Below are 23179 nucleotides of genomic sequence, written 5' to 3'. Positions count from 1 at the left end.
TGTTGTGGCTGAGGTCTCTCATATGCATACGACAATCCTGTGAAGATGCTGTTACAGCAACGTGACGGTGTTGACGCGCAACACCCGTTGATCTAACGCTTTGAGCGTGGCGATTTGTTACCGGATTGCGGGCCACGTAAAATATTCCGCTAAAAGGTCACCGATGAGGAACCCCCGTCGCGTTGGCCGCGTCTGGGGTTTTTTTGTGCCCGAAGGGGCCGGGAGAGAAAGAGATGACGAAAGATCTGAGCAAGCGCACACGTGCGGTTCATGCCGGCACCCGGCGCAGCCAGTACGGCGAAGTGTCAGAGGCAATTTTCCTGACCCAGGGCTTTGTCTATGACAGTGCCGAGGCCGCCGAAGCGCGCTTTATCGAGGCCGGTCCGGATGAGTTCATCTATGCCCGATACGGCAACCCGACAGTGGCGATGTTCGAGGAGCGCATCGCCTCTCTGGAGGGGGCGGAGGATGCCTTTGCAACCGCCTCCGGCATGGCAGCGGTCTCGGGTGCGCTCACGTCGATGCTGCGTGCCGGTGATCATGTGGTGTCTTCGCGTGCGCTCTTTGGCTCATGCCTTTACGTGCTCGAAGAAGTGCTGACCCGCTACGGTGTCGAAGTGACCTTTGTCGACGGTACGGATCTGGCGCAATGGGAGGCGGCCATCCGGCCCGGCACCAAGGCAGTTTTCTTTGAGTCCCTCTCGAACCCTACGCTGCAGGTCATTGATATCGCGGCAGTATCCGCTCTGGCGCATAAGGCAGGTGCAACCGTTCTGGTCGATAATGTTTTTGCCACGCCGGTCTGGTCCGATGCCATCGCCCAGGGCGCGGATGTGGTCATCTATTCAGCGACCAAACACATCGACGGGCAGGGGCGCGCTCTGGGCGGTGTGATCCTTGGCACCCGCGAGTTCATCCGCAAAACCGTCGAGCCCTATTTGAAGCACACAGGTGGCTCCATGAGCCCCTTTACCGCCTGGGTCATGCTCAAGGGACTGGAGACGATGGACCTGAGGGTGCGCGCGCAGACCGCTAATGCCACTGCCATTGCAAAGGCTCTGCAGGATCACCCGAAACTGCGTCGCATTATCTATCCCGGACATCCGGACCACGCGCAGCACGATCTGGTGAAACGGCAGATGCGCGAAGGCGGTACAGTGCTCTCCGTCGATCTGCATGGCGGCAAAGAGGCTGCCTTCCGCTTTCTGAATGCGATCTCTGTGGGCGTGATCTCAAACAACCTCGGGGATGCAAAGACGATCATGACCCATCCGGCGACAACCACTCACCAGCGGCTGCCGGAAGACCAGAAAGAGGCACTGGGGATCACGCCCGGCCTCGTGCGGATCAGTATCGGTATCGAGCATGAGGATGACCTGATAGCGGATATTCTGGCGGCGCTTGATCAGGCCTGAGCAGAGCGGCGCGCCGCATATCTGATGCAAAGGCGGAATTTTTCCCCTTGTCGGGTGCGGGGCGTCTGCGACTGATCCCGATGTCGCTGACTGACGTATAAGTGAGTATGATTGGCAAGCGCGCCCCGGCGCCCTAAATAACAGTCACATGTTGTCACAAGGGAAATAGCGATGAATATCCACACACCCGTAGTTGATGCTGCACCGGATCGCGATGAAGCAGAGGCCGCTCTGCGCCTGTTGCGCGACTGGGCCCGCGGCGCGTCGGCAACTGAAATACTAGAACTTGATCCGTCGGTTGCACGGCTCGTGCCGGGCTCTGATGCCGTCGATTACCCCGCCCTGTCGCGCGATTACCCCGACGGGTTTGCCATCGATGAGGGGTATAAGGCGACGCTGCCTGATCTGCAGAACGGCCCGTCGAGCCTGATCCGCGGCGCCAGACAGCAGATCCAGCACGTCGGCATTTCAAACTTCCGGCTGCCGGTGCGTTTTCATACCCGTGACGGCAATGATCTGACGCTTGAGGCATCCGTGACCGGCACGGTCAGCCTTGAGGCCGACAAAAAGGGCATCAACATGTCCCGGATCATGCGCAGCTTTTACCGGCACGCAGAAGAAACCTTCAGCTTTGAAGTGATCGAAGCGGCGCTGGATGATTACATCACCGATCTGGAAAGCTTTGATGCGCGCATCCAGATGCGCTTCAGCTTCCCGATGAAGGTGGAAAGCCTGCGTTCGGGCCTGTCGGGTTATCAGTACTACGATATCGCGCTGGAACTGGTGGAGCAGGGCGGGGTGCGCAAAAAGATCATGCACCTCGATTACGTCTATTCCTCGACCTGCCCGTGCTCGCTCGAGCTTTCAGAACATGCGCGCGCCACGCGCGGACAACTCGCCACGCCGCATTCGCAGCGTTCAGTGGCGCGGGTTTCTGTTGAGCTTGACACGGCTGCGGGCTGTTTGTGGTTCGAGGATCTCATCGACGCCTGCCGCCGGGCTGTACCCACAGAGACCCAGGTGATGGTCAAGCGTGAAGACGAGCAGGCCTTTGCCGAACTGAACGCGGCCAATCCGATCTTTGTCGAGGACGCGGCGCGCCTCTTTTGCGAGCAGATGCAGGCAGACGTCCGCATCGGTGATTTCCGCGTGGTCGCCAGCCATCAGGAAAGCCTGCACAGCCACGACGCTGTCAGCGTGCTGGTCGAGGGCGGTACATTTGCGTCGGAAAGCATTGATCCCAAGCTCTTTAACACGCTCTTCCACGTCGGCTGATCACCAGGGATCCCGGCAGGTCGTGCAGGGCGCGCCCGCCGGGGCGCGCTTTTTGCGTTACGACTGACGCCGCACTGCAGCAAAGGTGGTAGCGGCTATGCAGAATGCGCAATTCTAATCCGGACCTCGCTGCCTATATACGGGCTGTAACGCAACACCCGAAAGGTAAGAGGTTCATCATGGCCTATCAGGACGTACACTTTGCCAGCTCACGCGATGTCATCGCCACCGTCGCGGGCACGCTGCGCAGTTTCTTTGCTTCGCTCGGCCACTCGATCGTGCTGAGCTCGGAGGCAAACCGCCGCCTTCACCAGGTGCAGGACCTGCAGTCGAAAACTGACGAGGAGCTTGCCGCACTGAACATCAAACGCGACGACATCGTGCGTGAAGTCTTTGGCGATCTCTTCTACAGCTGAGGCACGCCAAAAACAGATATCTGACGGGCCGCAGAGCGGCGCTTGACAGTTGCTGGTCTGCCGGCCAACCCTGCGCTGATGTTAGACCTGCGCCCCGTCGGATATGTTATCGGTTTGCTGGTGGCCGTGCTGGGCGTGGCCATGCTGCTGCCGATGCTTGTGGATATCGCGGAAGGCCGCGGTCACTGGCCGGTCTTCTTACAATCCGCTCTGATCACCATCCTCACCGGCGGGCTGATGTCTGTCGCCTGCGCCAATGGCGTGAAAGAGGGTCTGACGATTCAGCAGACCTTTCTGCTGACCACCTCAGTCTGGGTGGCTCTGCCGCTTTTCGGCGCGCTGCCGTTTATGCTGGGCGCGACCGAGGCGCGCTTTATCGATGCGTTTTTCGAGGCGATGTCGGGGCTGACCACAACCGGCTCGACCGTGCTCAGCGGTTTGCAGGATCTGCCCAAAGGGCTGCTCCTGTGGCGGGGTATCATGCAGTGGCTGGGGGGCATCGGTATCATTGTTGTCGCCATGGTGTTCCTGCCCGAGCTGCGGGTCGGCGGCATGCAGATCTTCAAATCCGAAGCTTTTGATACGATGGGCAAAATTCTGCCCCGGGCCGGTCAGATCGCGAGCCAGATTTCGTCGATCTATCTCGGCCTGACGATGGCATGTGCGATGGTTTATCTGATCCTCGGGATGGAGCCTTTCGATGCGACCGTGCATGCGCTGACGACGGTATCCACAGGCGGCTTTTCCAATTACGACGAATCCTTCGGTGCCTTCAAAGGCAGCTTTGAATATGCCGCCACCGCCTTTATGATCCTCGCGGCACTGCCCTTTGTCCGCTATGTGCAACTGATCAACGGTCACGGCCGGCCCCTCGTGCGCGACAGCCAAGTGCTGGTCTTCGTTGCGACCATTGCGGTCGTGGTGGCGGTGATGACCGTCGCCCTGGTGTTTGTCTATCCGCAACACTGGAGCATGTCTCTGCGCGAGTCTCTGTTCAATTCTGTCTCGATTATGACGGGTACCGGCTATGCGTCGGTCGATTACATGGGCTGGGGCCCGTTTATTGTCTCGATGTTCTTTTTCATCGGGCTCATCGGCGGCTGTGCGGGGTCCACCACCTGCTCGATCAAGATCTTCCGGTACCAGCTGCTCTTTGCCTCGATCAAGATGCAGTTGCGCCGGATCCGCTCGCCCAATGGCGTCTTTGTTGTGCGCTATGACAAACGACCCGTGGATGAAGAAGTCCTGAGCTCGGTGATGTCCTTTTTCATGTTCTTCGTGGTGACGCTGGGGCTTTTATCGGTGGCGCTGAGCCTGACCGGGCTTGATTTCATCACCTCCGTTTCCGGCGCCGCAACGGCACTGTCGAACGTGGGTCCCGGGCTGGGCGATGAAATCGGGCCCGCGGGCAATTTCGGCGGTCTCAATGATGCCGCCAAGTGGATGCTGACCATCGCGATGCTGCTGGGGCGGCTGGAACTGCTTGCGGTCTACGCCATTCTGACCGTCAATTTCTGGAGAGCCTGACATGCAACGACCGCTTGGCGCGCAGATTTCGCATATGCTCAGAGAGCGCGGGGTTGATGTTATCTTTGGCATTCCGGGCGTGCACAATCAGGAAATGTACCGCGGGATCGAAGAGGCGGGCATCACCCATGTGTTGGCGCGCCACGAACAGGGTGCGGGGTTCATGGCCGACGGCTATGCGCGTGCCACCGGCAGGCCGGGCGTGGCTTATGTGATCACCGGGCCGGGGCTGTGCAACATCATGACGCCGATGGGGCAGGCGTACTCGGATTCCGTGCCGGTGCTGGTGATCTCCTCCTGTCTGGATGAAACCGCCGGTACCAGAGGCCAGCTGCACCAGATGAAAGACCAGCGAGCCGCCGCGGCGGCGGTCTGCGACTGGTCGGAAGAGGCGCGCACACCCGGGGCAGCCTATGCGCTCATCGACCGGGCGCTCACCGAATTCAGGACGCAGCGCGCACGGCCCAAACATATTCAGGTCCCCATTTCTGTGCTGCAGGCCGCCGCGCCGCCGCCACCACCCGAAACCGGCGTAGCTCCCCGGGCAGGGGCCGAAATCCCGGACGGGCTGATCGATCCGTTGCTATCCGCGAAACGTCCGCTGTTTATTCTGGGGGGCGGGGCGGTGGAGGCCGGTTATTCCGCCCGTGACGCGATGAGGAAGCTTGGCGCGGCCTGCTTTGAAACTTATGCGGGGCGGGGTGTTGCGGCCTCATACGCACTGAATTTCGGCAGCACCCTGGCCCGGCCTGAAAGCGAGGACGTGATCCGCTCGGCAGATGTCGTGGTGCTTGTCGGCACGGAGCTTGCTGAAACGGATCTCTGGCGTGATGACCCGGGCCTCACGGGCATGACCATCGAGGTCAACATCGACCCCGCCGGACTGCACCCGAAAACCGACCGCGCGGTGATTGCCCGGGCAACGGAATACTTCGACCGGCTGCTCGGTGCGCTCGAAGGTCATACCCTCGTTGCGGAATGGGAGGCCGCAGAGGTGCATGCCGCGAAAAAGCGCTGGAAAGCGCAGGTTGATGCTGAACGCCCGGGGATTGTGCCGGTGGCGGATGCGCTGCGCAAATGTCTGCCTGACCTCACGACGATTTACTCAGACATGACTCAGTTCGCCTATGCCGCCAAAGAAATCTGGCCGCTGGACAATCCGGGGCTCTGGCACCATCCCACTGGCTTTGGCACGCTTGGATATGCACTGCCTGCCGCCATCGGCGGCGCGATTGCGCGCCCGGATCTGCCGACGATGGCCATTATCGGCGACTACGGGTTTCACTATACGATGCAGGAGCTTGGCGTGGCGGTCGAACTCGGGCTCAGCCTGCCGGTCATCCTGTGGGATAACGGCAAGCTGGGTGAGATCGAAGACAGCATGGTGCGCGCGCAGATTGCCCCCAATGCCGTCGTGGCGCACAACCCGGACTTCTGTAAACTGGCCGAAGCTTTCGGGGCGCGTGCAGTTGCCCCGCAAACGCCTGATGAGATGCAGGCTGCGGTTCGTGCAGCCTTCAAAGCAAAAGGGCCAACACTGATTTATCTGACGCCGGAGATCTCAAAGCCCCGGTGAGTTTACTCCCAGCAGCTTACCAGCACCGTCATATCCGCGCCGCCCGACGCGATATCCTCCGGCGCGCGCGCTTCGGTTGCGACGCTGAAGGTGACGTTAAGTCCCGCGGTCGTCACAAAGTCCGAAATCTCGGCACCGGTCAGCGCAAATCGGACATTCTCTGGCAGCTGCCTGTCGGTGTCGCGTCCCGGCATCAGCATGCCGAAGACGTTGCCGGTCTGATCCAGCACCGGCCCGCCGGCATCGCCGGGCAGCGAGGATACATCAAGCCGGTTGAGCGTCGGCTCTCCCTGAAGACCGCGCAGTTCCGAGAGCGTCCCGAAAGTGACGGACGGTGCGCCCAGCACCCCTTCATAGGAATAGCCCGCAACAGCAATCTCTGACTGCAGCCGGGGTGCGGCGGGACTGAACAGTGCAACCGCCAGCGGTGCCAGCGTCTCTTTCGGCCGTACGATCGCAATGCCGCGCCCGCTGTCCACAGCGCCCGGCGTCGCCTCAAATGAATTGTCGAGCGTGATGCGGGTGCAGCCTTCAACCGCGTCGGCCGTTGTCAGAACCGTGCCGTTGCGGTCGAGATAAAACCCCGAGCGCGACAGGCGCGGCTTTCGGATGGCGAGCCCTGACACCAGATCGATCTGCTGATCAAACCCGGTTGCAGGGTCCATCACACCGCCAAGGCTGGTGAAACTTGCGTCCATTTCTCCCAGAAGCCGGGTTCGGCGCTCTTCATCCCCCGCAGGCCAGATCAGGGTGAACCCCTTAATCTGATTATCCGCGAGAATGACCCGCGTTTCGCTGACGATCTTCGCGTTTCGCCCGATCAGCGTGAAACCGTTTCTTTTCAGATCGCGCGGACCTTCAAGCGGCACAATCTCAAGCGTCTGCATCACCTCAAAGAGGGCGGCCATTTTTGCTCGGTCGCCCGGCTGGCTGATCAGCAGAACTGCTGCTTCCGACCCGTCCGTTGCATCAAAGCGGGCAAAGGGCGGGTTGTACTCTGCAAAACTGACCTTTGCCGCCGGGATTTTGATATCGATCCCTGCGGTCTGATCCTGTACCCGGCGCAGGTCGAGGTCTGCGAGAATGGCATTATAGCGCTCAAGCAGAACCGCACGCTGTTGTGTTGTCAGCACGCCGGTGGGCTCAAACCCGTTGGCACGCTGCCAGTCGGCCATGGAGCCGCGGGTGCCGCGGCCAAAGGCGCCGTCGATCCCGCCATTGTAAAATCCGGCCCACTGCAGTGCGACCTGCAGGTTACGCCGCTCAGCCGCCGACAGCAGCTGTTCGTTGCGGCGTGCCTCTGCCCGGGTTTCATCCGGCAGAGCGGTCGTCTGCGGGGCGGGGGCATCTGCAATGACCGGGCTGACAGGCGGCTCGGGCTCCGCCACCGAACCAGGGGACACAGACAGCCCGCCGAGACCGAGAATATTTTCGCCTTCAGGCCAGAACTGTGCGCCATAGGCGGAGCTCTGTGCGATATAGCTGTCGCGCGGTATCAGACCCTGCCGCCGGTAGGCACTCAGCACCTGATCGGCGTCGTCCGGCGTGTAGGGGCCGAGCGAAATCGCGTACCACCCGTTGCCGAGCGCAAACCCGTTTACGTCTTCAAGCAGACCGGCGTAGGATCTTGCGCGCTCAGCAGCCTGAACGGCATCCGGGCGCGCCTCGATCTGGACCCAGACCACATCGCCGGCGCCCTGCGCAAAAACCGGTGACAACATACCGGGAATAAACAATAAAACCGCAATCAGTAAGCGCATCATTCCGTCTCTGCTCCAGCCTTTTGGTTAACGCGCACACATAAACAGGAAATCAGCGCTTTGACCATAAGACAGGGGGTCAAATTATCGCGTGCAGCCTGATTGACGCCCTGTCTGCACGCACGTAGGTAAGGCGCGCAGGAAATCCCAAAGGCCATCGCCATGTCTGAGACCGTCAGCACTCCACGATCCTTTCAGGAAATCATCCTGAGACTGCAGAGTTACTGGTCGTCGAAAGGCTGCGCAATGTTGCAGCCCTATGACATGGAAGTGGGCGCGGGTACCTTTCACCCGGCGACCACGCTGCGCAGTCTCGGAACCGAGCCCTGGGCTGCGGCATACGTACAGCCATCGCGGCGTCCGACCGACGGGCGGTACGGCGAAAATCCCAACCGGCTGCAGCATTATTATCAGTATCAGGTACTCATCAAACCGAGCCCGCCCGATCTGCAGGAGCTTTATCTGGGCTCGCTTGAAGCAATCGGGATCGACATGGCGCTGCATGACATCCGCTTTGTTGAAGACGACTGGGAGAGCCCGACGCTTGGCGCCTGGGGGCTGGGATGGGAGGTCTGGTGCGACGGGATGGAAGTCAGCCAGTTCACCTATTTCCAGCAGGTCGGCGGGCATGACTGCGCGCCTGTCTCGGGCGAGCTCACGTACGGGCTGGAGCGTCTGGCGATGTATATTCTGGGCGTCGATCACGTTATGGATATGCCGTTCAATGACCCGCAAACGCCGGTGCCGCTGAGCTATGGCGATATCTTCCGCCAGACCGAAGAAGAATACGCGCGCTGGAACTTTGACACGGCCGATACCGCCGTTCTGCTTCGCCATTTCGAAGAGGCCGAGGCCCACTGCCGTACCATTCTTGAGGCTGAACACACCGATCCGAAAACCGGCAGGCGCATCATCATGGTGCACCCCGCCTATGACCAGGCGATAAAGGCGAGCCATATCTTTAACCTGCTCGATGCGCGCGGTGTGATCTCGGTGACCGAGCGCCAGGCTTATATCGGGCGTGTCCGCGCGCTGACAAAGCTCTGCGCGGACGCTTTTGTGCAGACCCGGGCGGGTGGATGGACGCCGGAGAGCGCGGCATGAGCAGCGCTCGTATTTTGCACGCACCCGGTAGAGCCACGGTCCGTGATGTTCTGCGCGTATCAGCGCAGTCAGCCCGCGCGTCGAAAAGCTCAAAGTCGTCCGACGCCGAACGGTCTGATGCGGCTACCCGGTGCGACAGGCCATGAGCGGCAAAATCGTCGGAGTATTCATTATGATTTCAGCGCTCATAGCCGGTGCGACACTCTATTATCTGCAGATCTACGGCTTTTACGAGGAAGCCCCGGCGGATTTCACGGAGGTGCGTCTGATGCCCTATACCTCTGATGCGCCTGTGCCGATCCTGGCAGAAAACATTCAGGCCATTGATGCAGACAGCTCTCCGATCCGTTTTCGGGCCTGTTTCACGACACCCTCAGGCCTGCCGATGCTGACAGAAACCTATGTGGGCCTCGACCGGGCCGTGCCGCGCAATGCGCCCGAGTGGTTCGACTGCTTTGACGCACAGGAGATAGCGGATGAGCTCAAAGCGGGCACGGCGCTCGCCTTTCTCGGCGAAAAGAACGTGGCCTTTGGTGTGGACCGTATCGTGGCGATCACCGAAGATGGCCGCGGATACATCTGGCACGAACTAAATGACTGCGGCGAGAAAGCCTATGACGGGACCGTCACAGGCGAAGAATGCCCTGATCGGGATACCAACTGATGCCTGACCTGCTGATCGAACTTTTCTCCGAAGAAATCCCCGCCCGCATGCAGCGACGCGCGGCAGATGATCTGAAAAAGCTGGTGACGAACGGGCTGGTTGAGTCGGGTCTGACCTATGCCTCCGCCGGTGCCTTTTCGACACCACGCAGGCTTACGCTGACCATCGAAGGCCTGCTGTCGGAAAGCCCGACCACAGTCGAGGAACGCAAGGGTCCGAAAGCCGATGCGCCGGAGAAGGCGATTGAGGGGTTTCTGCGCGGCGCAGGGCTCACCCGCGACGATCTCGAAGAACGCGACACGCCCAAAGGCCCGGTGCTTTTCGCCCGGATCGAAAAGCCAGGGCGTCCCGCCGCCGATATCATCGCAGAAGTGCTGGCCACGACCATCCGCAGCTTTCCCTGGCCCAAATCAATGCGCTGGGGGTCAGGGTCCCTGCGCTGGGTCAGGCCGCTGCACAGCATTCTGTGCCTCCTGACCGATGAGGCAGGTGCTGAGATCGTACCACTCGATGTGGACGGGATTGTTTCATCTGACGCAACAGCCGGACATCGTTTCATGGCGCCGGGCCGGTTCAGCGTCACATCGTTTGAGGACTATGCCGCAAATCTGAAACGGGCTTTCGTCATGCTGGATCCGGCAGAACGGGCTGATGCAATCTGGAATGACGCAACCAACCAGGCCTTTGCTGCAGGCCTTGAAGTCGTTGAAGATCAGGAGCTTCTGGCGGAAGTTGCGGGTCTTGTGGAATGGCCGGTGGTGCTTATGGGACGGATCGGGGAAGATTTTCTCGACCTGCCGGCAGAGGTGCTGCAGACCTCTATGAAAGAGCATCAGAAGTTCTTCTCCGTGCGCAATCCGAAGACCGGGCGCATCGAGCGGTTTGTTACCGTTGCCAACCGCGAAACAAAAGACAACGGCGCGACCATCCTCGCCGGCAATGAGAAAGTGCTCTCGGCACGTCTGGCAGATGCGAAATTCTTCTGGGACAATGATCTTCGCGTATCACGGGCTGATGCGGGCAACGGCATGGCCCCCTGGATGGACAAACTGCGTGATGTGACCTTCCACAACAGGCTGGGCACCCAGGCGGAGCTGATAACGCGGATGTCGTCACTTGCGCATACGCTGGCCCCGATGGTGGGTGCGGACCCGGACGCCGCCGCGCAGGCGGCACGTGTGGCGAAAACCGACCTGGCCTCTGAAATGGTTTATGAATTTCCCGAACTCCAGGGGGTGATGGGGCGGTATTATCTGCGCGAGGCCGGATATGCGGGTGAAGTTGCAGATGCCGCGCGGGATCACTACGCGCCGCTCGGTCCCACCGATGATGTGCCAACCGCGCCGGTCTCCGTGGCCGTGGCACTGGCAGAAAAGATCGACAAGCTCACCGGTTTCTGGGCGATCGACGAAAAGCCCACAGGCAGCAAAGACCCCTTTGCGCTGCGCCGCGCAGCCCTCGGCGTCATCCGGATCGTGCTGGAAAATGATCTGACGCTGAGACTAACGGATGCCTTTGCGGCGGCGACCGAAACTCTGGCAGATATCAGGGATGCGGGGACTGCGGACACCGCCGACCTGCTCTCGTTCATCCACGACCGTCTGAAAGTGTACCTGCGCGATCAGGGTATTCGTCATGATGTGATCGACGCCTGCATCGCGATGCCGGGCAATGATGATCTCGCACTTCTGGTCAGACGTGCCCGGGCGCTGTCGGAGGTGCTGAATACCGAAGACGGCGAGAACCTGATCCAGGCGTTCCGGCGCGCAAATAATATCCTGACGCAGGCCGAAGAAGCGGACGGGGTGGAATACTCTTACGGGGCAGATCCGAAGTTTGCCCGGACGGAGGAAGAACGCGCTCTTTTTGAAGCGCTCGACGAGGCCGAGGCCCGGATCACCCCCGCGATGGAAAAGCAGGATTTCACCACAGCTATGGCTGCGATGGCCGGTCTGCGCGCGCCGGTTGATGCCTTCTTTACCGCCGTACAGGTGAACGATGATAACGCTACCGTACGGCGGAACCGGCTGAACCTGCTAAGCCGGATCACCCGCATCTGCGGGGCTGTGGCGGACCTGACCCGGATTGCAGGCTGAGGCGATTTCTGACCTCTCAGACCCCGGCGGCATCAGCCCTTGTCACGTCCCGTTTACACCCTATGCTGCACCCGTGACAGGACAGGTGCCGCAGTGCAGAATAACCCGAATACAACGCTGGTAACGCCCGCCGCGCCGATCGCGAACCATACGCACGGCGGGCGCGCCAAATGCCTGCAAAGGCTTGTCAGACTGGATCTGCCGGTCCCGCGTACGGTGGCTTTGTCCTTTGACGCAGTGCAGCGTATCGCGCGTGGCGAGATGCCGGATATTCAGGCGATCGTGTCACAGTTTCCTGCGGATGCACTGCTCTGTGTGCGGCCTTCCTCCGAAGATCCCGACTGGGGCGGACCGGGTGCTGTGCTGAACATCGGCATGAACGATGCACGCTACAGCGATCTGGCAGCGAGCCTCGGCGAAGAGGCCGCGAGTGCCATTTTTACCCGCTTTGTACAGTCCTATGCCGTCGATGTGGCACGGCTCGATCCGGATATGTTTGACGATGTCACGGAGGACGGCGCGCGCGGCCTGCAGCAGTCTCTGTATGCGTATGAAGCGGAATACGAAGAGCCGTTTCCGTCCGATCCTGCCGAACAGCTTGCTGCGGTTCTGAAGTCTATGGCGCGGGCCTGGGACGGCACATCCGCGCGGCTTCTGCGTCAGGCCAAAGGGGCGCCTGCGGATGCGGGTCTGGGTCTTGTCGTGCAGGAAATGGCCCTCGGCGTCGGGCGCGGACAATCGGGTTCGGGCGTTTTGCAGCTGGTCAACAACGAGACCGGCCTGCCGCAGATCACCGGCCGTTACCTGAGCCAGAGCCAGGGACGCGATGCCCTCGAGGCAGACAGCGAAGCCGTGTACCTCAGCAAAGACCCGCGGGGCACATCGCTTGAGGAACTGGCCCCGGAAGTCTTTGCCGCGCTGAAAGAACACGCAGCACTGATGCGGGCAAAACTGCGCGAGGAGATGCAGGTCGAGTTCGCCATCGAAGATGGCCGGCTGTGTATTCTCGACGGGGTGCGCGTCACACGCTCCAGCCAGGCTGCGGTGCGCATCGCTGTGCGCCTTGCCGAAGACGGAATAATCACCCGGGCGGAGGCGCTGATGCGTGTACAGCCCCGCACGCTGAGCGAGCTGCTGCACCGTCAGGTCAGTCCGGATGCACGCCGCGACGTGATCGGGCGCGGCATCGCCGCAAGCCCCGGTGCGGCCACCGGTCAGATCGTATTTACAGCCAGCGAAGCCCAGGCGAGTGCGGCCCGGGGCGATCCCTGCATCCTGGTGCGCCGCGAGACATCGCCCGAGGATATCCGTGGCATGCACGCGGCACATGCTGTTCTCACCGAACGCGGCGGCATCACCAGCCACGCCGCCGTGATTGGTCGCGGGATCGGACTACCCTGCGTTGTGGGGGCGTCCGGCATGCGTTTTAACCGCAGCAAAAGACAGCTGATCGCAGAGGACGGGCGCGTGTTTGAGGCGGGCGATGTGATCACCATCGACGGCACCAGCGGTCAGGTGCTCGCCGGTGCGTCAAAGATGCGTGAGGCCGCGCTGGACGAGAGTTTCCAGACGCTGATGGACTGGGCTGACGAACTGCGCGACATCGACATCCGCGCCAATGCCGACACGCCGGCTGATGCACGCACGGCGCGGAATTTCGCGGCCCAGGGGATCGGCCTGTGCCGGACCGAGCATATGTTCTTTGATTCCGGTCGCCTGACCGTGATGCGTGAGATGATCTTTGCCGAGACATCGCAGGACAGGCGCGCAGTACTGGAACGCCTGTTGCCGATGCAGCGTGAAGATTTCACTCAGCTTTTCAGCCTGATGAAGGGTAAACCGGTCTGTATCCGGCTTTTCGATCCACCTTTGCATGAATTTCTGCCCGCTGACCGCGTGGGGCAGCGCGAACTGGCCGAGGCACTGGACCTGCCGCTCTCCGATGTGACGCGGCGCATCAGCGCGATGTCCGAATACAACCCCATGCTGGGGCTGCGCGGTGTGCGTCTGGGGGTTACGATTCCCGAGATTTATGAGATGCAGGCCCGTGCGATTTTTGAGGCCACGCTCGAAGCCAGCAAGGACGGCGCTGCGGTTGTACCTGAAATTATGATCCCGCTGGTATCGGCAAAGCGTGAAGTCGAGCTTGTGAAACTGTCCATCGATGCTGTGGCTGCCGCAGTGCGGGCCGAACAGAACAAAAGTTTTGACTACCGGCTCGGCGTGATGGTGGAAACACCGCGGGCGGCGCTGCGGGCCGCTGACATCGCACCCTACTGTTCGTTTCTCAGCTTCGGCACGAATGATCTGACACAGATGGCTTACGGTCTGTCGCGCGATGATGCGGGGCGGTTCATGTCCGATTATGTCCGGCAGGGTGTCTTCAGTGAAGACCCGTTCCATGTCCTCGATACCGAGGGAGTGGGCGAGTTGCTTCAGGTCGGGGCCGAGCGGGGCCGCGCCGCACAGCCGGGCATTACCCTGTCGATCTGCGGAGAGCACGGCGGCAATCCCGAATCGATTGCATTTTGTCGGGACGCAGGATTTGACTATGTCTCCTGCTCTCCTTTCCGGGTTCCGGTGGCGCGACTAGCTGCCGCACAGCTGGCGATATCGGACCAGATATCGCGGTCAGAGGGGAAATAGATACTAAATATGGTATGTACCCGTTTAGCGTGTTGAGCGATAGGGCGCTCACATTAACCCTGATGACGCCCGTAAACTTTACGTCAACCTTTTAACTCGCTAGACGACCGCGAACTGAAGACTCGTGGGGGACAATATGGTCCGTGGATATTTCAAAAGCGCTCTGGCGCTTATTTTAGGCCTGAACCTGGGCATTTTCGTGTCATTTCCGACGGTTACGATGGCCGCCGGTGAAGGCCGTGAAAAGAACCGTACGCTTGAGGCGGTCACAGAGAATCGCATGCGCGACAAACTTCTGAAGACCACTCAGCCGAAAATTGAATTTTCGCGGAACTGGCTGGACAACCAGCCGCTGCCGGCGGGCGGCGACGAATGGAAATGCCTTGCGGAAGCGCTCTATTTCGAGGCGCGCGGCGAAACGGTCAAAGGGCAGTTCGCGGTGGCCGAGGTCATCATGAACCGTGTGACGTCCGAGCGCTTTCCGGCCTCTGCCTGTGGCGTGATCCACCAGGGGACCGGCAAAAAATATCAGTGCCAGTTCACCTATACCTGTGACGGCCACAAAGAGGTGATCAGGGAGCCGCGCGCGTTTGAGCGTGTCTCCAAAGTCGCCCGCGCGGTTCTCGATGGCCGGGCGCCCGATCTGACTGAAGGGGCGACGCACTATCACACCACGGCGGTCAATCCGAAGTGGGCGCGGGTCTATAAAAAAACTGCCGCCATCGGAGATCACATTTTCTATCGTCACACCTGGCGCACAGCGAGCAACTGACGCATTCGGTTGCTGGCACGCCGGTGACGGGACTGTTAACGGGAGGGCGTGGTCTATTCTGGACCACGCCCGTTTCGTCTGAAAGGCAGCGAAGATGAGTTCCGAGATAAGACTGGCCTTTGCCCACCCGTCCGAACGGTCCGAGGCCACGGCCGATACCGGTACGCTGGACCGGATCTCTTTGCGCGATCATATCGTCGAGGTGGAGATCGGGGCATTTCAGGCCGAACGCGGGGTCACACAGCGGATCTGTTTCAATGTTGTCGTTGAGGTGCAGCCGCTGACCGGACCAGTCGATGACGATGTGGACCGCATCCTGAGCTATGACAAAGTAACCGAAGCAATCGCAACTGAGCTTGCTGATGAGCGGCTCAATCTGCTTGAAACGCTGGCGGAACGTGTGGCCGAACGCATTCTGCTCGAACCTCAGGCCATGCGCGCCTTTGTACGGATAGAAAAGCTGGACCGCGGACCCGGCGCACTGGGCGTCGAAATCGTGCGCGCGCGCGGGCAGGGGGCGGCGGATCGCGATGCCGCTCAGGAAACACTGCGCCCTGAACTGGTCTTTCTCAGCAACGCCGCCATTGCCTCACCCCATCTCAGCGGCTGGATTGATCAGCTTGCCACGCTGGGCAGGCCTCTGATTTTCTGTGTTGGAGCCCCCGGCGCGCGCGCCCCGCAGGTGCCGCACCGCATGGCGCAGCGTCGCATTGATCTGCTGGCGATTGAACAGAACGCCTGGGTGCTGGCAGCGCGCGATAACCGTTGTGTGGTTGTCTCCACGCGAACCGAACTGGACTGGGCGATGCGCAACGGTCAGTCCTGCGTCTGGGCACCTTCCAAAATCGTTCTGGATGCGGTGGACGGCCCCTCGGCACAGCCCAGCGACGCGGTCGCTCTGGCTGCATGGTTCGCCGCGACCTTTGACGCCGGCGAAATGCTGGTGATCGGGCAGGAGGGCCAGGTCGCCTCATCCGTGCCGCTGCGCCACGTTTCTTCGGAAAGCGCAGCTCTCGATCTATGAAGCGCTACATCCGACCGTTGCCGCAATCCGGTCCGGGCCGCCCGGCCGAAGCCTTTGATCTTGCGGGGGGCTGGACCTGGTTCACCCACGTCGAGGTTCTGTCCCGCGACACTGCTCCGCAGGTCATGCCCGCGTCAGAGCTTTCGGGAACCGAACTGCAACGGCTTATCGCGCCGCGAACGCCGGTGGCCGGGCTTTCGTTCGGACGCCCGCGCATCATGGGTATTCTCAATGTCACGCCGGACAGTTTCTCCGATGGCGGGCAGCATTTTGCAACCGGTGCCGCGCTTCAGGGCGCCCGGGCGATGGCCGCTGCGGATATTCTCGACATTGGTGGTGAATCCACCCGGCCGGGGGCCACTCCCGTGCCGCCCGAAGAAGAAACCGGGCGCACAGCCCCGGTGATCCGGGCACTGCGCGACGCCGGCATCAGGGCACCGGTTTCGATCGACACGCGCAAAGCTGCGGTGGCCGGGGCGGCACTGGATGTGGGTGCAGACATCGTCAACGATGTCTCAGGGTTCACTTACGACCCGGAACTCGCCCCGCTCTGCGCAGAACGGGGCGTGCCCGTTTGTGTGATGCATGCGCAGGGTGATCCGGCGACGATGCAGAAGGCGCCGCATTATGATGACGTGCTTCTGGACGTCTATGATTTCCTCGAGTCCCGCATCAGAGAACTTGCCGGTACGGGCATTGCCACCGACCGGATCATCGCCGACCCGGGCATCGGTTTCGGCAAGACCATCGCGCACAATCTGGCACTGCTGTCCCGGCTGTCTCTTTTTCACAGTCTCGGCGTGCCGGTTCTGCTTGGCGCATCTCGGAAAGGGTTCATCGGCAGCATCGGTGGCGCCTCTGACGCATCGGCGAGGACGCCGGGGTCTTTGGCCGTGGCCCTCGCGGCACTGAAACAAGGGACACAAATTGTGCGCGTCCATGACGTGCCCGAGACAGCCCAGGCCATTGCACTCTGGCAGGCGGCCGTGGCAGGTACAGATCATGGATAAGTTATTCGGAACAGACGGCGTCCGCGGGACCGCCAACAAACATCCCATGACCGCCGAGATGGCGCTGCGCATCGGGGCTGCGGTCGGGCGGTATTTCAGCCGGGATACGACGTCGGTGCACCGTGTTGTCATCGGCAAGGACACGCGTCTCTCGGGCTATATGTTCGAGAACGCGCTCACAGCCGGGCTGACGTCGACGGGTATGAATGTGCTGCTGCTCGGGCCGGTGCCGACGCCGGCTGTGGGCATGCTGACCCGTTCGATGCGCGCGGATCTGGGTGTTATGATTTCCGCGAGCCACAATCCGGCTGTTGACAACGGTATCAAGTTCTTCGGACCGGACGGGTTCAAGCTTTCTGACCAGATGGAAGACGATATCGAGCAGCTGATCGCCGCAGGCGTCAGCCCGGCAGAGGCCGCTGGTATCGGCCGCGCCAAACGTGTGGATGACGGGCGGTTTCGCTATATCGAACGGGTGAAAACCTCTTTTCCGCGCCAGATGCGGCTCGATGGCCTGAAAGTGGTCGTAGATTGTGCCAACGGGGCTTCTTACCGGGTGGCTCCGGACGCCCTCTGGGAACTTGGCGCGACGGTTATTCCGGTGGGCGTCAGCCCCGACGGTAAAAACATTAACAAGGGCTGCGGATCAACCAGCCCGCAGATGGCGGCGGAAACCGTGCGCGCGCACGGCGCGGATGTGGGCATCTGTCTTGACGGTGACGCGGACCGGGTGATCCTGCTGGACGAGAACGGTGAGGTGGGTGACGGCGACCAGTTTATGGCGCTGATGGCGGCGAGCTGGGCGGAGTCGGGGCAGCTGGCGCAGGGCGCGCTGGTGGCCACTGTGATGTCAAACCTCGGGCTGGAGCATTTCCTGCGCGACAAGGGCCTGCGCCTTGAACGCACCGCCGTGGGCGATCGTTATGTCGTCGAACGTATGCGCGAGGGCGGCTTTAATCTCGGGGGTGAGCAGTCCGGGCACATTGTGATGACCGACTATGCAACCACGGGCGACGGTCTGATGGCCGCATTGCAGTTCCTCGCGGAAATGGTGCGCTCGGGCAAACCCGCAAGCGCGCTTCTGAGGAGCTTTGAGCCGGTACCGCAGCTTCTTAAAAACGTACGCTTTGCAAAAGGTCAGACCCCGCTTGATGCCAGTGGTGTCAAAGCGGCGATCGCTCAGGCGGAAAAGGATCTTTCCGGGGCAGGTCGTCTGCTAATCCGGAAATCCGGAACGGAGCCGCTGGTGCGGGTCATGGCTGAGCATGAAAACGAGGATGTGATGATCCGCGCCGTGGACAGCGTCGTCGACGCTGTGGCGGATGCGGTCAGCGCGACCTGATGTCTGACACCAGCCGGCTGAACGCCCCGAACTGGCTCAGCGCCACGCCCGAGAGGATCAGCGCGAGAGCGGTCAGCAGCGAGGGCGGCAGCGCTTCTCCGAGAATAAGCGCGCCGAGGATTACAGACCAGAGCGGCACCTGATAGCCGACCAGTGACATGAAAACCGGCCCGGCAGAGCGCACGACGATGACGCGCAGATAGCTGGCCGCGGCCGTCGGCACCAGCCCCAGAAAGGCCAGAACCAGCAGGGTCTGACCGTCGGGCAGGGGCGGTGGCCCCTCGGCAATAAAAGCCGCCGGGATCACAATCGCGGAACCGATCAGGAACAGAACGGACGACAGGCCGATCGGGTCTACTGCCGGCAGGCGGCGCATCAGGATCGAAGAGACCGCATAACAACACGCGGCCATCATGCAGGCGATGCGTCCCGGAATCTCCAGCAGGGCGCCGCTGCTCTGAAAGGCCTGACCGCCGATCAGCACGCAGACACCCGCGAAACCGAGCAGAAAGCCCGTTACCTTGCGCGGGCTCAGACGCTCGCCGGGCACCAGAAAATGCGCCAGCGGCAGAACGATCAGCGAAACCGTCGCCATAGAAACGCCGGCAAATCCGGAGGTGACGAACTGCTGCCCCCACGAAAGCAGGATGAACGGCACCGCGGCACTGAGCGCGCCGATGATCGCGGTTGTGGCCCAGGTGCCCGGACCAGGCCGTGTGGCAAAAAGTTTAAAGCCCTGAAACGACCAGATCACCAGCATAAGGCAGGCGGCAAAACCGATGCGTCCGGCGGCCAGCCAGAAAGGCGTGATCCCGCGCAGCGCAATTTCAATAATCATAAAAGTGCCGCCCCAGACGAGGCCCAGGATGCCGACAAGCAGCCAGCTTGACGCGGTGATCTGTGGAGTTGATGTCAAGATTGCGACCTTTTGCGCGGCGGGTGTTCGGAACGGCGGGGCCGCTCCGCGCGTTAAGGGTGTATCTTACCCACAGGAGGTCCCTCAAATGGATGCGACTTATATCATCGTTATTCTGGCGCTCATGACAATGCTCGCCGCAATCGTTTTCTCACTGTACAGCAAGCACAAGACCGAGGAGCGTCTGAACGACCCCAACGCGCCCAAGTCCACACTCGCAGCTGACAAAGCGAGCGACGGCAAGCCGACTGACGTCTGATCCCGCACGTACCGGCAGAACCGGGGCGCCGGTGAGCGCCCCGGAAAACGCATCAGTTGCGTGATTTGTCGACCATTTTGCCGGCAGAGATCCACGGCATCATGCCGCGCAGCTTCTCGCCGGTTTCTTCGATCTGGTGCTCGTCATTGCGACGGCGCGTGCCCTTGAAGAACGGCTGACCCACGGCGTTCTCCTGCATGAAGTCACGCACGAATTTACCGGTCTGGATGTCATCAAGGATCGCTTTCATGCGTGCCTTTGTCTCATCATAAGGCAGGACCCGCGGACCGGAGACATATTCACCGTATTCCGCTGTATTCGAGATCGAGTAGTTCATGTTGGCGATGCCGCCTTCATAGATCAGGTCCACGATCAGTTTCACCTCGTGCAGACACTCGAAATAGGCCATCTCGGGCGCATAGCCCGCCTCAACCAGCGTTTCAAAGCCCATCCGGATCAGCTCGACCAGACCACCACAGAGAACGGCCTGCTCACCGAAGAGGTCAGTTTCGCATTCCTCACGGAAGTTGGTCTCGATGATGCCCGACCGGCCGCCGCCGATGGCGGAGCAGTAGGACAGGCCGATTTCAAGCGCACGGCCGGAAGCGTCTTTATCGACAGCAACAAGGCAGGGCACACCACCACCTTTGGCGTATTCGCCACGCACGGTGTGACCGGGGCCTTTGGGCGCCATCATGATCACGTCAACGCCCTCTTTGGGCTCAATCAGGCCGAAGTGCACGTTCAGACCGTGCGCAAAGGCAATCGCTGCACCCTCGCGGATGTTTTCATGTACGTACTTGCGATACGTTTCGGCCTGCAGCTCGTCTGGCATGGTGAACATGATCAGATCCGCCCAGGCGGCCGCTTCGGCGATGCCCATCACGGTCAGGCCTTCGCCTTCGGCTTTGGCGGCGGAGGGCGAGCCTTCGCGCAGTGCAACAGCAAGGTTCTTGGCACCGCTGTCGCGCAGGTTCAGCGCGTGGGCATGGCCCTGCGAGCCATATCCCAGAATGGCGACTTTCATGTCTTTGATGAGGTTCACATCGCAATCGCGATCGTAATAAACGCGCATACCGGCGCTCCTTTTTTGGTTGCAGCTTGTTTTGGCTGGCGTGACCATAGGTTGGTGCAATTGAGAAAAATACCGTTGCATCCGGATAAAAAATCGGAGAAAGAGGAGAAATCATTCGCTAATAGTAGGGTTTGCGTAGAATTAATGCTTGATGATCTCGACCGGCGTATTCTGCGCATATGGCAGGCCGAGACATCTCTCAGCCCTGCTGAACTTGCGGAACGCTGTGCAGTCACACCCGGAAAGGCCGCGCGGCGGATCGCGCGGATGCAGGACGCAGGCGTGATAGAGGGCATCAGCGCAATGGTGGACTGGGCGACACTTGGCTACAGCGTCGAGGTGTCGCTCAGGATCACCCTGGATAAAACTGTGGCGCGTGCTTTTGACGACTTTCTGGTGGCGGCCCGAGAGGTGCCGGAGGTAACGGAAATTCAGACGTTTCTCGGACGCGTGGACGTGCGGCTCAACATCATCGCGCGCGATATGGCGCATTATCAGAACATTTACCGCAGCCGCATTCTGACCCTGCCGCATATTGCGGAGATCGAGGCACTGATGCAGATCGCGCGGATCAAGGCGGAAGAGGCGCTGCCGCTGTGACCGGGCTTGATGATATTGACCGTGCGATTGTGCGGATGCTGGCCCGCGACGCGGCCCAGAGTGCCGGAGCTGTCGGGCGCAGTCTGGGGCTCTCGCAGCCTGCTGCCTGGCGGCGCATCCGTAAGCTGGAGCAGGCAGGTGTGCTGCGGGGCCGGCGGTTGCGGCTCAATGCGGAAAGCCTCGGTTTTGGTGTGACGGTGTTTCTGGGCGTGAAACTGGCAACGCGCGGACGCGTGAGCCTGGAGGATTTCGAGCGCGCGGTCAGTGCCATTCCCGAAGTGCAGCGCGTGGAGCATGTGCTGGGGCGCTATGATTACCGCCTGCGTGTTGTCGCCCGCGATATCCCTGATTTTGAAAGGGTGCTGCGCCGCCGCGTAATGACGCTCCCCGGCGTGGGCGAGGTGGAGGCGAATGTCCTGCTCAGTGAAGAACGCCGCCCCGGTCCGCTCTGAGACTCAGGCGATGGCCCTGAGCGCCATGGCCTCAAACCGGCGCAGCGCATAACGCGACATCGGCGCGCGGAACTGCGCGTCCTGCAGCTCCGGGAAAAACGCAATGATCTCGTCGCGCGCCTCCTCGTCGACGATCCCGAGTGTCTGCGGACCGGGGTAAAGGCTCTCAGAGGGGCAGCCCTCGGCAAAAACGATCTGATGCGCATCAAAAAGAAAGTGCACGTATTCAACCTCTTCACAGGGTACGACCCGGATTGTGGTGCCGTTGACAAGATGCTTGGCCGCGACAAGCACCTCGCCGGTGCCAAAAAGCAGCTCCGCTTCGGCACCCGTCACCAGCATCCGGTGGTTCTGCGACACTTTCAGATCGCGCAGATTGCGCAGCGCACCGGCCCTGATGTGCACCGGCGCATTGGGCCCAGTGCCAGGCATGCGTTGTTTGCCGATCCACCTGACCGGCTGCGGGCCGTCATCCAGCGTGTTGACCAGATCGCCCTCGGTCAGCGTTTCGATATAGCGCGGCCCGTCCGGCGTTTCGATGAGGGTGCCGGCCGCGAAACAGACGACCAGCAGCTCTTCCAGCTCAGCGGAGAAAATTCCGTCGCCGGGGGTTGCCGTGCCATCGCCATCGGTATCGATATCCTCGATGGTCGGCACGTCAATGCGCCCGTCGGCATCCAGCGCCTGGCGGATGTTCACGCCGGCAACAATGGTCAGTTCCTCGAGCGCGGGCGCGCCGTCCTCATCGCTGGTCAGTCCGTCGGCCTGGAATTCGAGGTATCTGTCGCCCATGGTGCGGCGGCCGACATCGATATCCGCCGTGCCGTCATAGGTGAATTTCGGCTCCCCGAAGGTATAGTCGAACGCGTTTTCGTAAACCTCAATGCGGGTGATCACGGAATCGTCCGTCAGCATTCCGTCCGCGGTGGTGTTCTGGATGGTCAGGACGATAATGTCATCGGACTCGAAAACATCTGTGCCGCTGTGAATGCGCAACAGGCCGCCGTTTGCCGCGGGCGCGTTGGATTTCGCAGCGTTACCGAGCACGCTGAACCCGTTCACCGCGATCGTGGTTTCATGCGTGTCATCTGTTGCAGCTGCGGCGGCGGTCGTATTGTTGCCGTTGCCGTTGCCGTTGCCGTTGCCGTTGCTCTTGCCGGGGGGCATGCTCTGCCTCGTCGATTATTGTTGTTTTGGTCGAAATTAAGGAGCAATTGTGGCGCAAATGTGGCAGGTGGTTCGTTCCGGCC

20 protein-coding genes and 1 riboswitch are annotated in these 23179 nt (G+C 61.0%); of the genes, 16 read left to right on the top strand and 4 right to left on the bottom strand.

The window, feature by feature from the left end; all coding sequences use genetic code 11:
* Positions 1–96 precede the first annotated feature (96 nt).
* A riboswitch (SAM riboswitch) is annotated at positions 97–173 on the top strand.
* 60 nt (positions 174–233) lie between these two features.
* From metZ to G3256_RS13105, 5 genes are all read left to right on the top strand, one after another.
* Entirely contained in the window at positions 234–1415 is a 1182-nt protein-coding gene (metZ, locus tag G3256_RS13125) for an O-succinylhomoserine sulfhydrylase (protein WP_169641249.1), read from the top strand.
* 171 nt (positions 1416–1586) lie between these two features.
* Positions 1587–2690: a GTP cyclohydrolase FolE2 gene (folE2, locus tag G3256_RS13120; RefSeq protein ID WP_169641248.1), complete on the top strand. Its 1104-nt coding sequence runs from the start codon at positions 1587–1589 to the stop codon at positions 2688–2690.
* A 179-nt stretch (positions 2691–2869) separates the two neighbouring features.
* Complete coding sequence (locus G3256_RS13115; RefSeq protein WP_169641247.1) at positions 2870–3106, top strand: hypothetical protein; 237 nt, start codon at positions 2870–2872, stop codon at positions 3104–3106.
* Between the two features lie 78 nt (positions 3107–3184).
* On the top strand, positions 3185–4633 hold the full coding sequence (locus G3256_RS13110) for a TrkH family potassium uptake protein (RefSeq protein WP_169642439.1): 1449 nt from the start codon (positions 3185–3187) through the stop codon (positions 4631–4633).
* A gap of 1 nt (position 4634) precedes the next feature.
* Positions 4635–6209 carry a thiamine pyrophosphate-binding protein gene (locus G3256_RS13105; RefSeq protein ID WP_169641246.1) on the top strand — a complete coding sequence of 525 codons (1575 nt, stop codon included), beginning with the start codon at positions 4635–4637 and terminating at the stop codon, positions 6207–6209.
* 2 nt (positions 6210–6211) lie between these two features.
* On the opposite strand, the gene G3256_RS13100 is transcribed toward G3256_RS13105, so the two are convergent.
* Positions 6212–7972: a serine protease gene (locus G3256_RS13100; protein ID WP_169641245.1), complete on the bottom strand. Its 1761-nt coding sequence runs from the start codon at positions 7970–7972 to the stop codon at positions 6212–6214.
* Positions 7973–8131: 159 nt separating this feature from the next.
* Here G3256_RS13100 and G3256_RS13095 point away from each other — a divergent pair, with 159 nt between their 5' ends.
* The 8 genes from G3256_RS13095 to glmM all read left to right on the top strand — a co-directional run bounded on the left by G3256_RS13095 (position 8132) and on the right by glmM (position 18627).
* Complete coding sequence (locus G3256_RS13095; protein ID WP_169641244.1) at positions 8132–9073, top strand: glycine--tRNA ligase subunit alpha; 942 nt, start codon at positions 8132–8134, stop codon at positions 9071–9073.
* Between the two features lie 142 nt (positions 9074–9215).
* Positions 9216–9737 carry a DUF6446 family protein gene (locus tag G3256_RS13090; RefSeq protein ID WP_169641243.1) on the top strand — a complete coding sequence of 174 codons (522 nt, stop codon included), beginning with the start codon at positions 9216–9218 and terminating at the stop codon, positions 9735–9737.
* The gene (gene glyS, locus G3256_RS13085; RefSeq protein WP_169641242.1) at positions 9737–11833 is read left to right on the top strand and encodes a glycine--tRNA ligase subunit beta; all 2097 of its coding nucleotides are present in this window, start codon (positions 9737–9739) and stop codon (positions 11831–11833) included. Before G3256_RS13090 ends, glyS begins: the two co-directional genes overlap by 1 nt.
* 93 nt (positions 11834–11926) lie before the next feature.
* Entirely contained in the window at positions 11927–14479 is a 2553-nt protein-coding gene (locus G3256_RS13080; protein WP_169641241.1) for a putative PEP-binding protein, read from the top strand.
* Positions 14480–14615: 136 nt separating this feature from the next.
* Positions 14616–15251, top strand: coding sequence for a cell wall hydrolase (locus tag G3256_RS13075; protein WP_169641240.1), 636 nt, complete (start codon positions 14616–14618; stop codon positions 15249–15251).
* Between the two features lie 94 nt (positions 15252–15345).
* The gene (locus G3256_RS13070; protein WP_169641239.1) at positions 15346–16275 is read left to right on the top strand and encodes a dihydroneopterin aldolase; all 930 of its coding nucleotides are present in this window, start codon (positions 15346–15348) and stop codon (positions 16273–16275) included.
* Positions 16272–17285 (top strand): dihydropteroate synthase, encoded by a 1014-nt coding sequence (gene folP / locus G3256_RS13065; RefSeq protein WP_169641238.1) that lies wholly within the window; start codon positions 16272–16274, stop codon positions 17283–17285. The genes G3256_RS13070 and folP overlap by 4 nt, the downstream gene beginning before the upstream one ends.
* Positions 17278–18627 carry a phosphoglucosamine mutase gene (gene glmM, locus G3256_RS13060; RefSeq protein WP_169641237.1) on the top strand — a complete coding sequence of 450 codons (1350 nt, stop codon included), beginning with the start codon at positions 17278–17280 and terminating at the stop codon, positions 18625–18627. Before folP ends, glmM begins: the two co-directional genes overlap by 8 nt.
* Here the strand turns inward: glmM and G3256_RS13055 are convergent.
* Entirely contained in the window at positions 18614–19543 is a 930-nt protein-coding gene (locus G3256_RS13055) for a DMT family transporter (protein ID WP_169641236.1), read from the bottom strand. The genes glmM and G3256_RS13055 overlap by 14 nt on opposite strands.
* 88 nt (positions 19544–19631) lie before the next feature.
* On the opposite strand from G3256_RS13055, the gene G3256_RS13050 reads away from it, so the two are divergent.
* Positions 19632–19802: a hypothetical protein gene (locus tag G3256_RS13050; protein WP_169641235.1), complete on the top strand. Its 171-nt coding sequence runs from the start codon at positions 19632–19634 to the stop codon at positions 19800–19802.
* A 52-nt stretch (positions 19803–19854) separates the two neighbouring features.
* Here G3256_RS13050 and ilvC read toward each other — a convergent pair whose 3' ends face one another.
* Positions 19855–20877 carry a ketol-acid reductoisomerase gene (gene ilvC / locus G3256_RS13045; protein ID WP_169641234.1) on the bottom strand — a complete coding sequence of 341 codons (1023 nt, stop codon included), beginning with the start codon at positions 20875–20877 and terminating at the stop codon, positions 19855–19857.
* 144 nt (positions 20878–21021) lie between these two features.
* On the opposite strand from ilvC, the gene G3256_RS13040 reads away from it, so the two are divergent.
* Both G3256_RS13040 and G3256_RS13035 read left to right on the top strand, forming a co-directional pair.
* Complete coding sequence (locus tag G3256_RS13040; protein WP_169641233.1) at positions 21022–21477, top strand: Lrp/AsnC family transcriptional regulator; 456 nt, start codon at positions 21022–21024, stop codon at positions 21475–21477.
* Entirely contained in the window at positions 21474–21929 is a 456-nt protein-coding gene (locus G3256_RS13035; RefSeq protein ID WP_169641232.1) for an Lrp/AsnC family transcriptional regulator, read from the top strand. The genes G3256_RS13040 and G3256_RS13035 overlap by 4 nt, the downstream gene beginning before the upstream one ends.
* Positions 21930–21932: 3 nt before the next feature.
* Here the strand turns inward: G3256_RS13035 and G3256_RS13030 are convergent, their stop codons facing one another.
* Positions 21933–23096 carry a Hint domain-containing protein gene (locus tag G3256_RS13030; RefSeq protein ID WP_169641231.1) on the bottom strand — a complete coding sequence of 388 codons (1164 nt, stop codon included), beginning with the start codon at positions 23094–23096 and terminating at the stop codon, positions 21933–21935.
* Positions 23097–23179: the final 83 nt, after the last annotated feature.

This window comes from Roseobacter ponti (genome assembly GCF_012932215.1).
Taxonomy (GTDB): Bacteria; Pseudomonadota; Alphaproteobacteria; order Rhodobacterales; family Rhodobacteraceae; genus Roseobacter; species Roseobacter ponti.
Note: the sequence above shows the minus strand (reverse complement) of the source record. Positions and strands in the feature narration are given on the sequence as shown.

Coding starts and splice junctions, on each gene's coding strand:
- metZ (WP_169641249.1), top strand. CDS start 234: ATGACGAAAGATCTGAGCAAGCGCACACGTGCGGTTCATGCCGGCACC.
- folE2 (WP_169641248.1), top strand. CDS start 1,587: ATGAATATCCACACACCCGTAGTTGATGCTGCACCGGATCGCGATGAA.
- G3256_RS13115 (WP_169641247.1), top strand. CDS start 2,870: ATGGCCTATCAGGACGTACACTTTGCCAGCTCACGCGATGTCATCGCC.
- G3256_RS13110 (WP_169642439.1), top strand. CDS start 3,185: ATGTTAGACCTGCGCCCCGTCGGATATGTTATCGGTTTGCTGGTGGCC.
- G3256_RS13105 (WP_169641246.1), top strand. CDS start 4,635: ATGCAACGACCGCTTGGCGCGCAGATTTCGCATATGCTCAGAGAGCGC.
- G3256_RS13100 (WP_169641245.1), bottom strand. CDS start 7,972: ATGATGCGCTTACTGATTGCGGTTTTATTGTTTATTCCCGGTATGTTG.
- G3256_RS13095 (WP_169641244.1), top strand. CDS start 8,132: ATGTCTGAGACCGTCAGCACTCCACGATCCTTTCAGGAAATCATCCTG.
- G3256_RS13090 (WP_169641243.1), top strand. CDS start 9,216: ATGAGCGGCAAAATCGTCGGAGTATTCATTATGATTTCAGCGCTCATA.
- glyS (WP_169641242.1), top strand. CDS start 9,737: ATGCCTGACCTGCTGATCGAACTTTTCTCCGAAGAAATCCCCGCCCGC.
- G3256_RS13075 (WP_169641240.1), top strand. CDS start 14,616: ATGGTCCGTGGATATTTCAAAAGCGCTCTGGCGCTTATTTTAGGCCTG.
- G3256_RS13070 (WP_169641239.1), top strand. CDS start 15,346: ATGAGTTCCGAGATAAGACTGGCCTTTGCCCACCCGTCCGAACGGTCC.
- folP (WP_169641238.1), top strand. CDS start 16,272: ATGAAGCGCTACATCCGACCGTTGCCGCAATCCGGTCCGGGCCGCCCG.
- glmM (WP_169641237.1), top strand. CDS start 17,278: ATGGATAAGTTATTCGGAACAGACGGCGTCCGCGGGACCGCCAACAAA.
- G3256_RS13050 (WP_169641235.1), top strand. CDS start 19,632: ATGGATGCGACTTATATCATCGTTATTCTGGCGCTCATGACAATGCTC.
- ilvC (WP_169641234.1), bottom strand. CDS start 20,877: ATGCGCGTTTATTACGATCGCGATTGCGATGTGAACCTCATCAAAGAC.
- G3256_RS13040 (WP_169641233.1), top strand. CDS start 21,022: ATGCTTGATGATCTCGACCGGCGTATTCTGCGCATATGGCAGGCCGAG.
- G3256_RS13030 (WP_169641231.1), bottom strand. CDS start 23,096: ATGCCCCCCGGCAAGAGCAACGGCAACGGCAACGGCAACGGCAACGGC.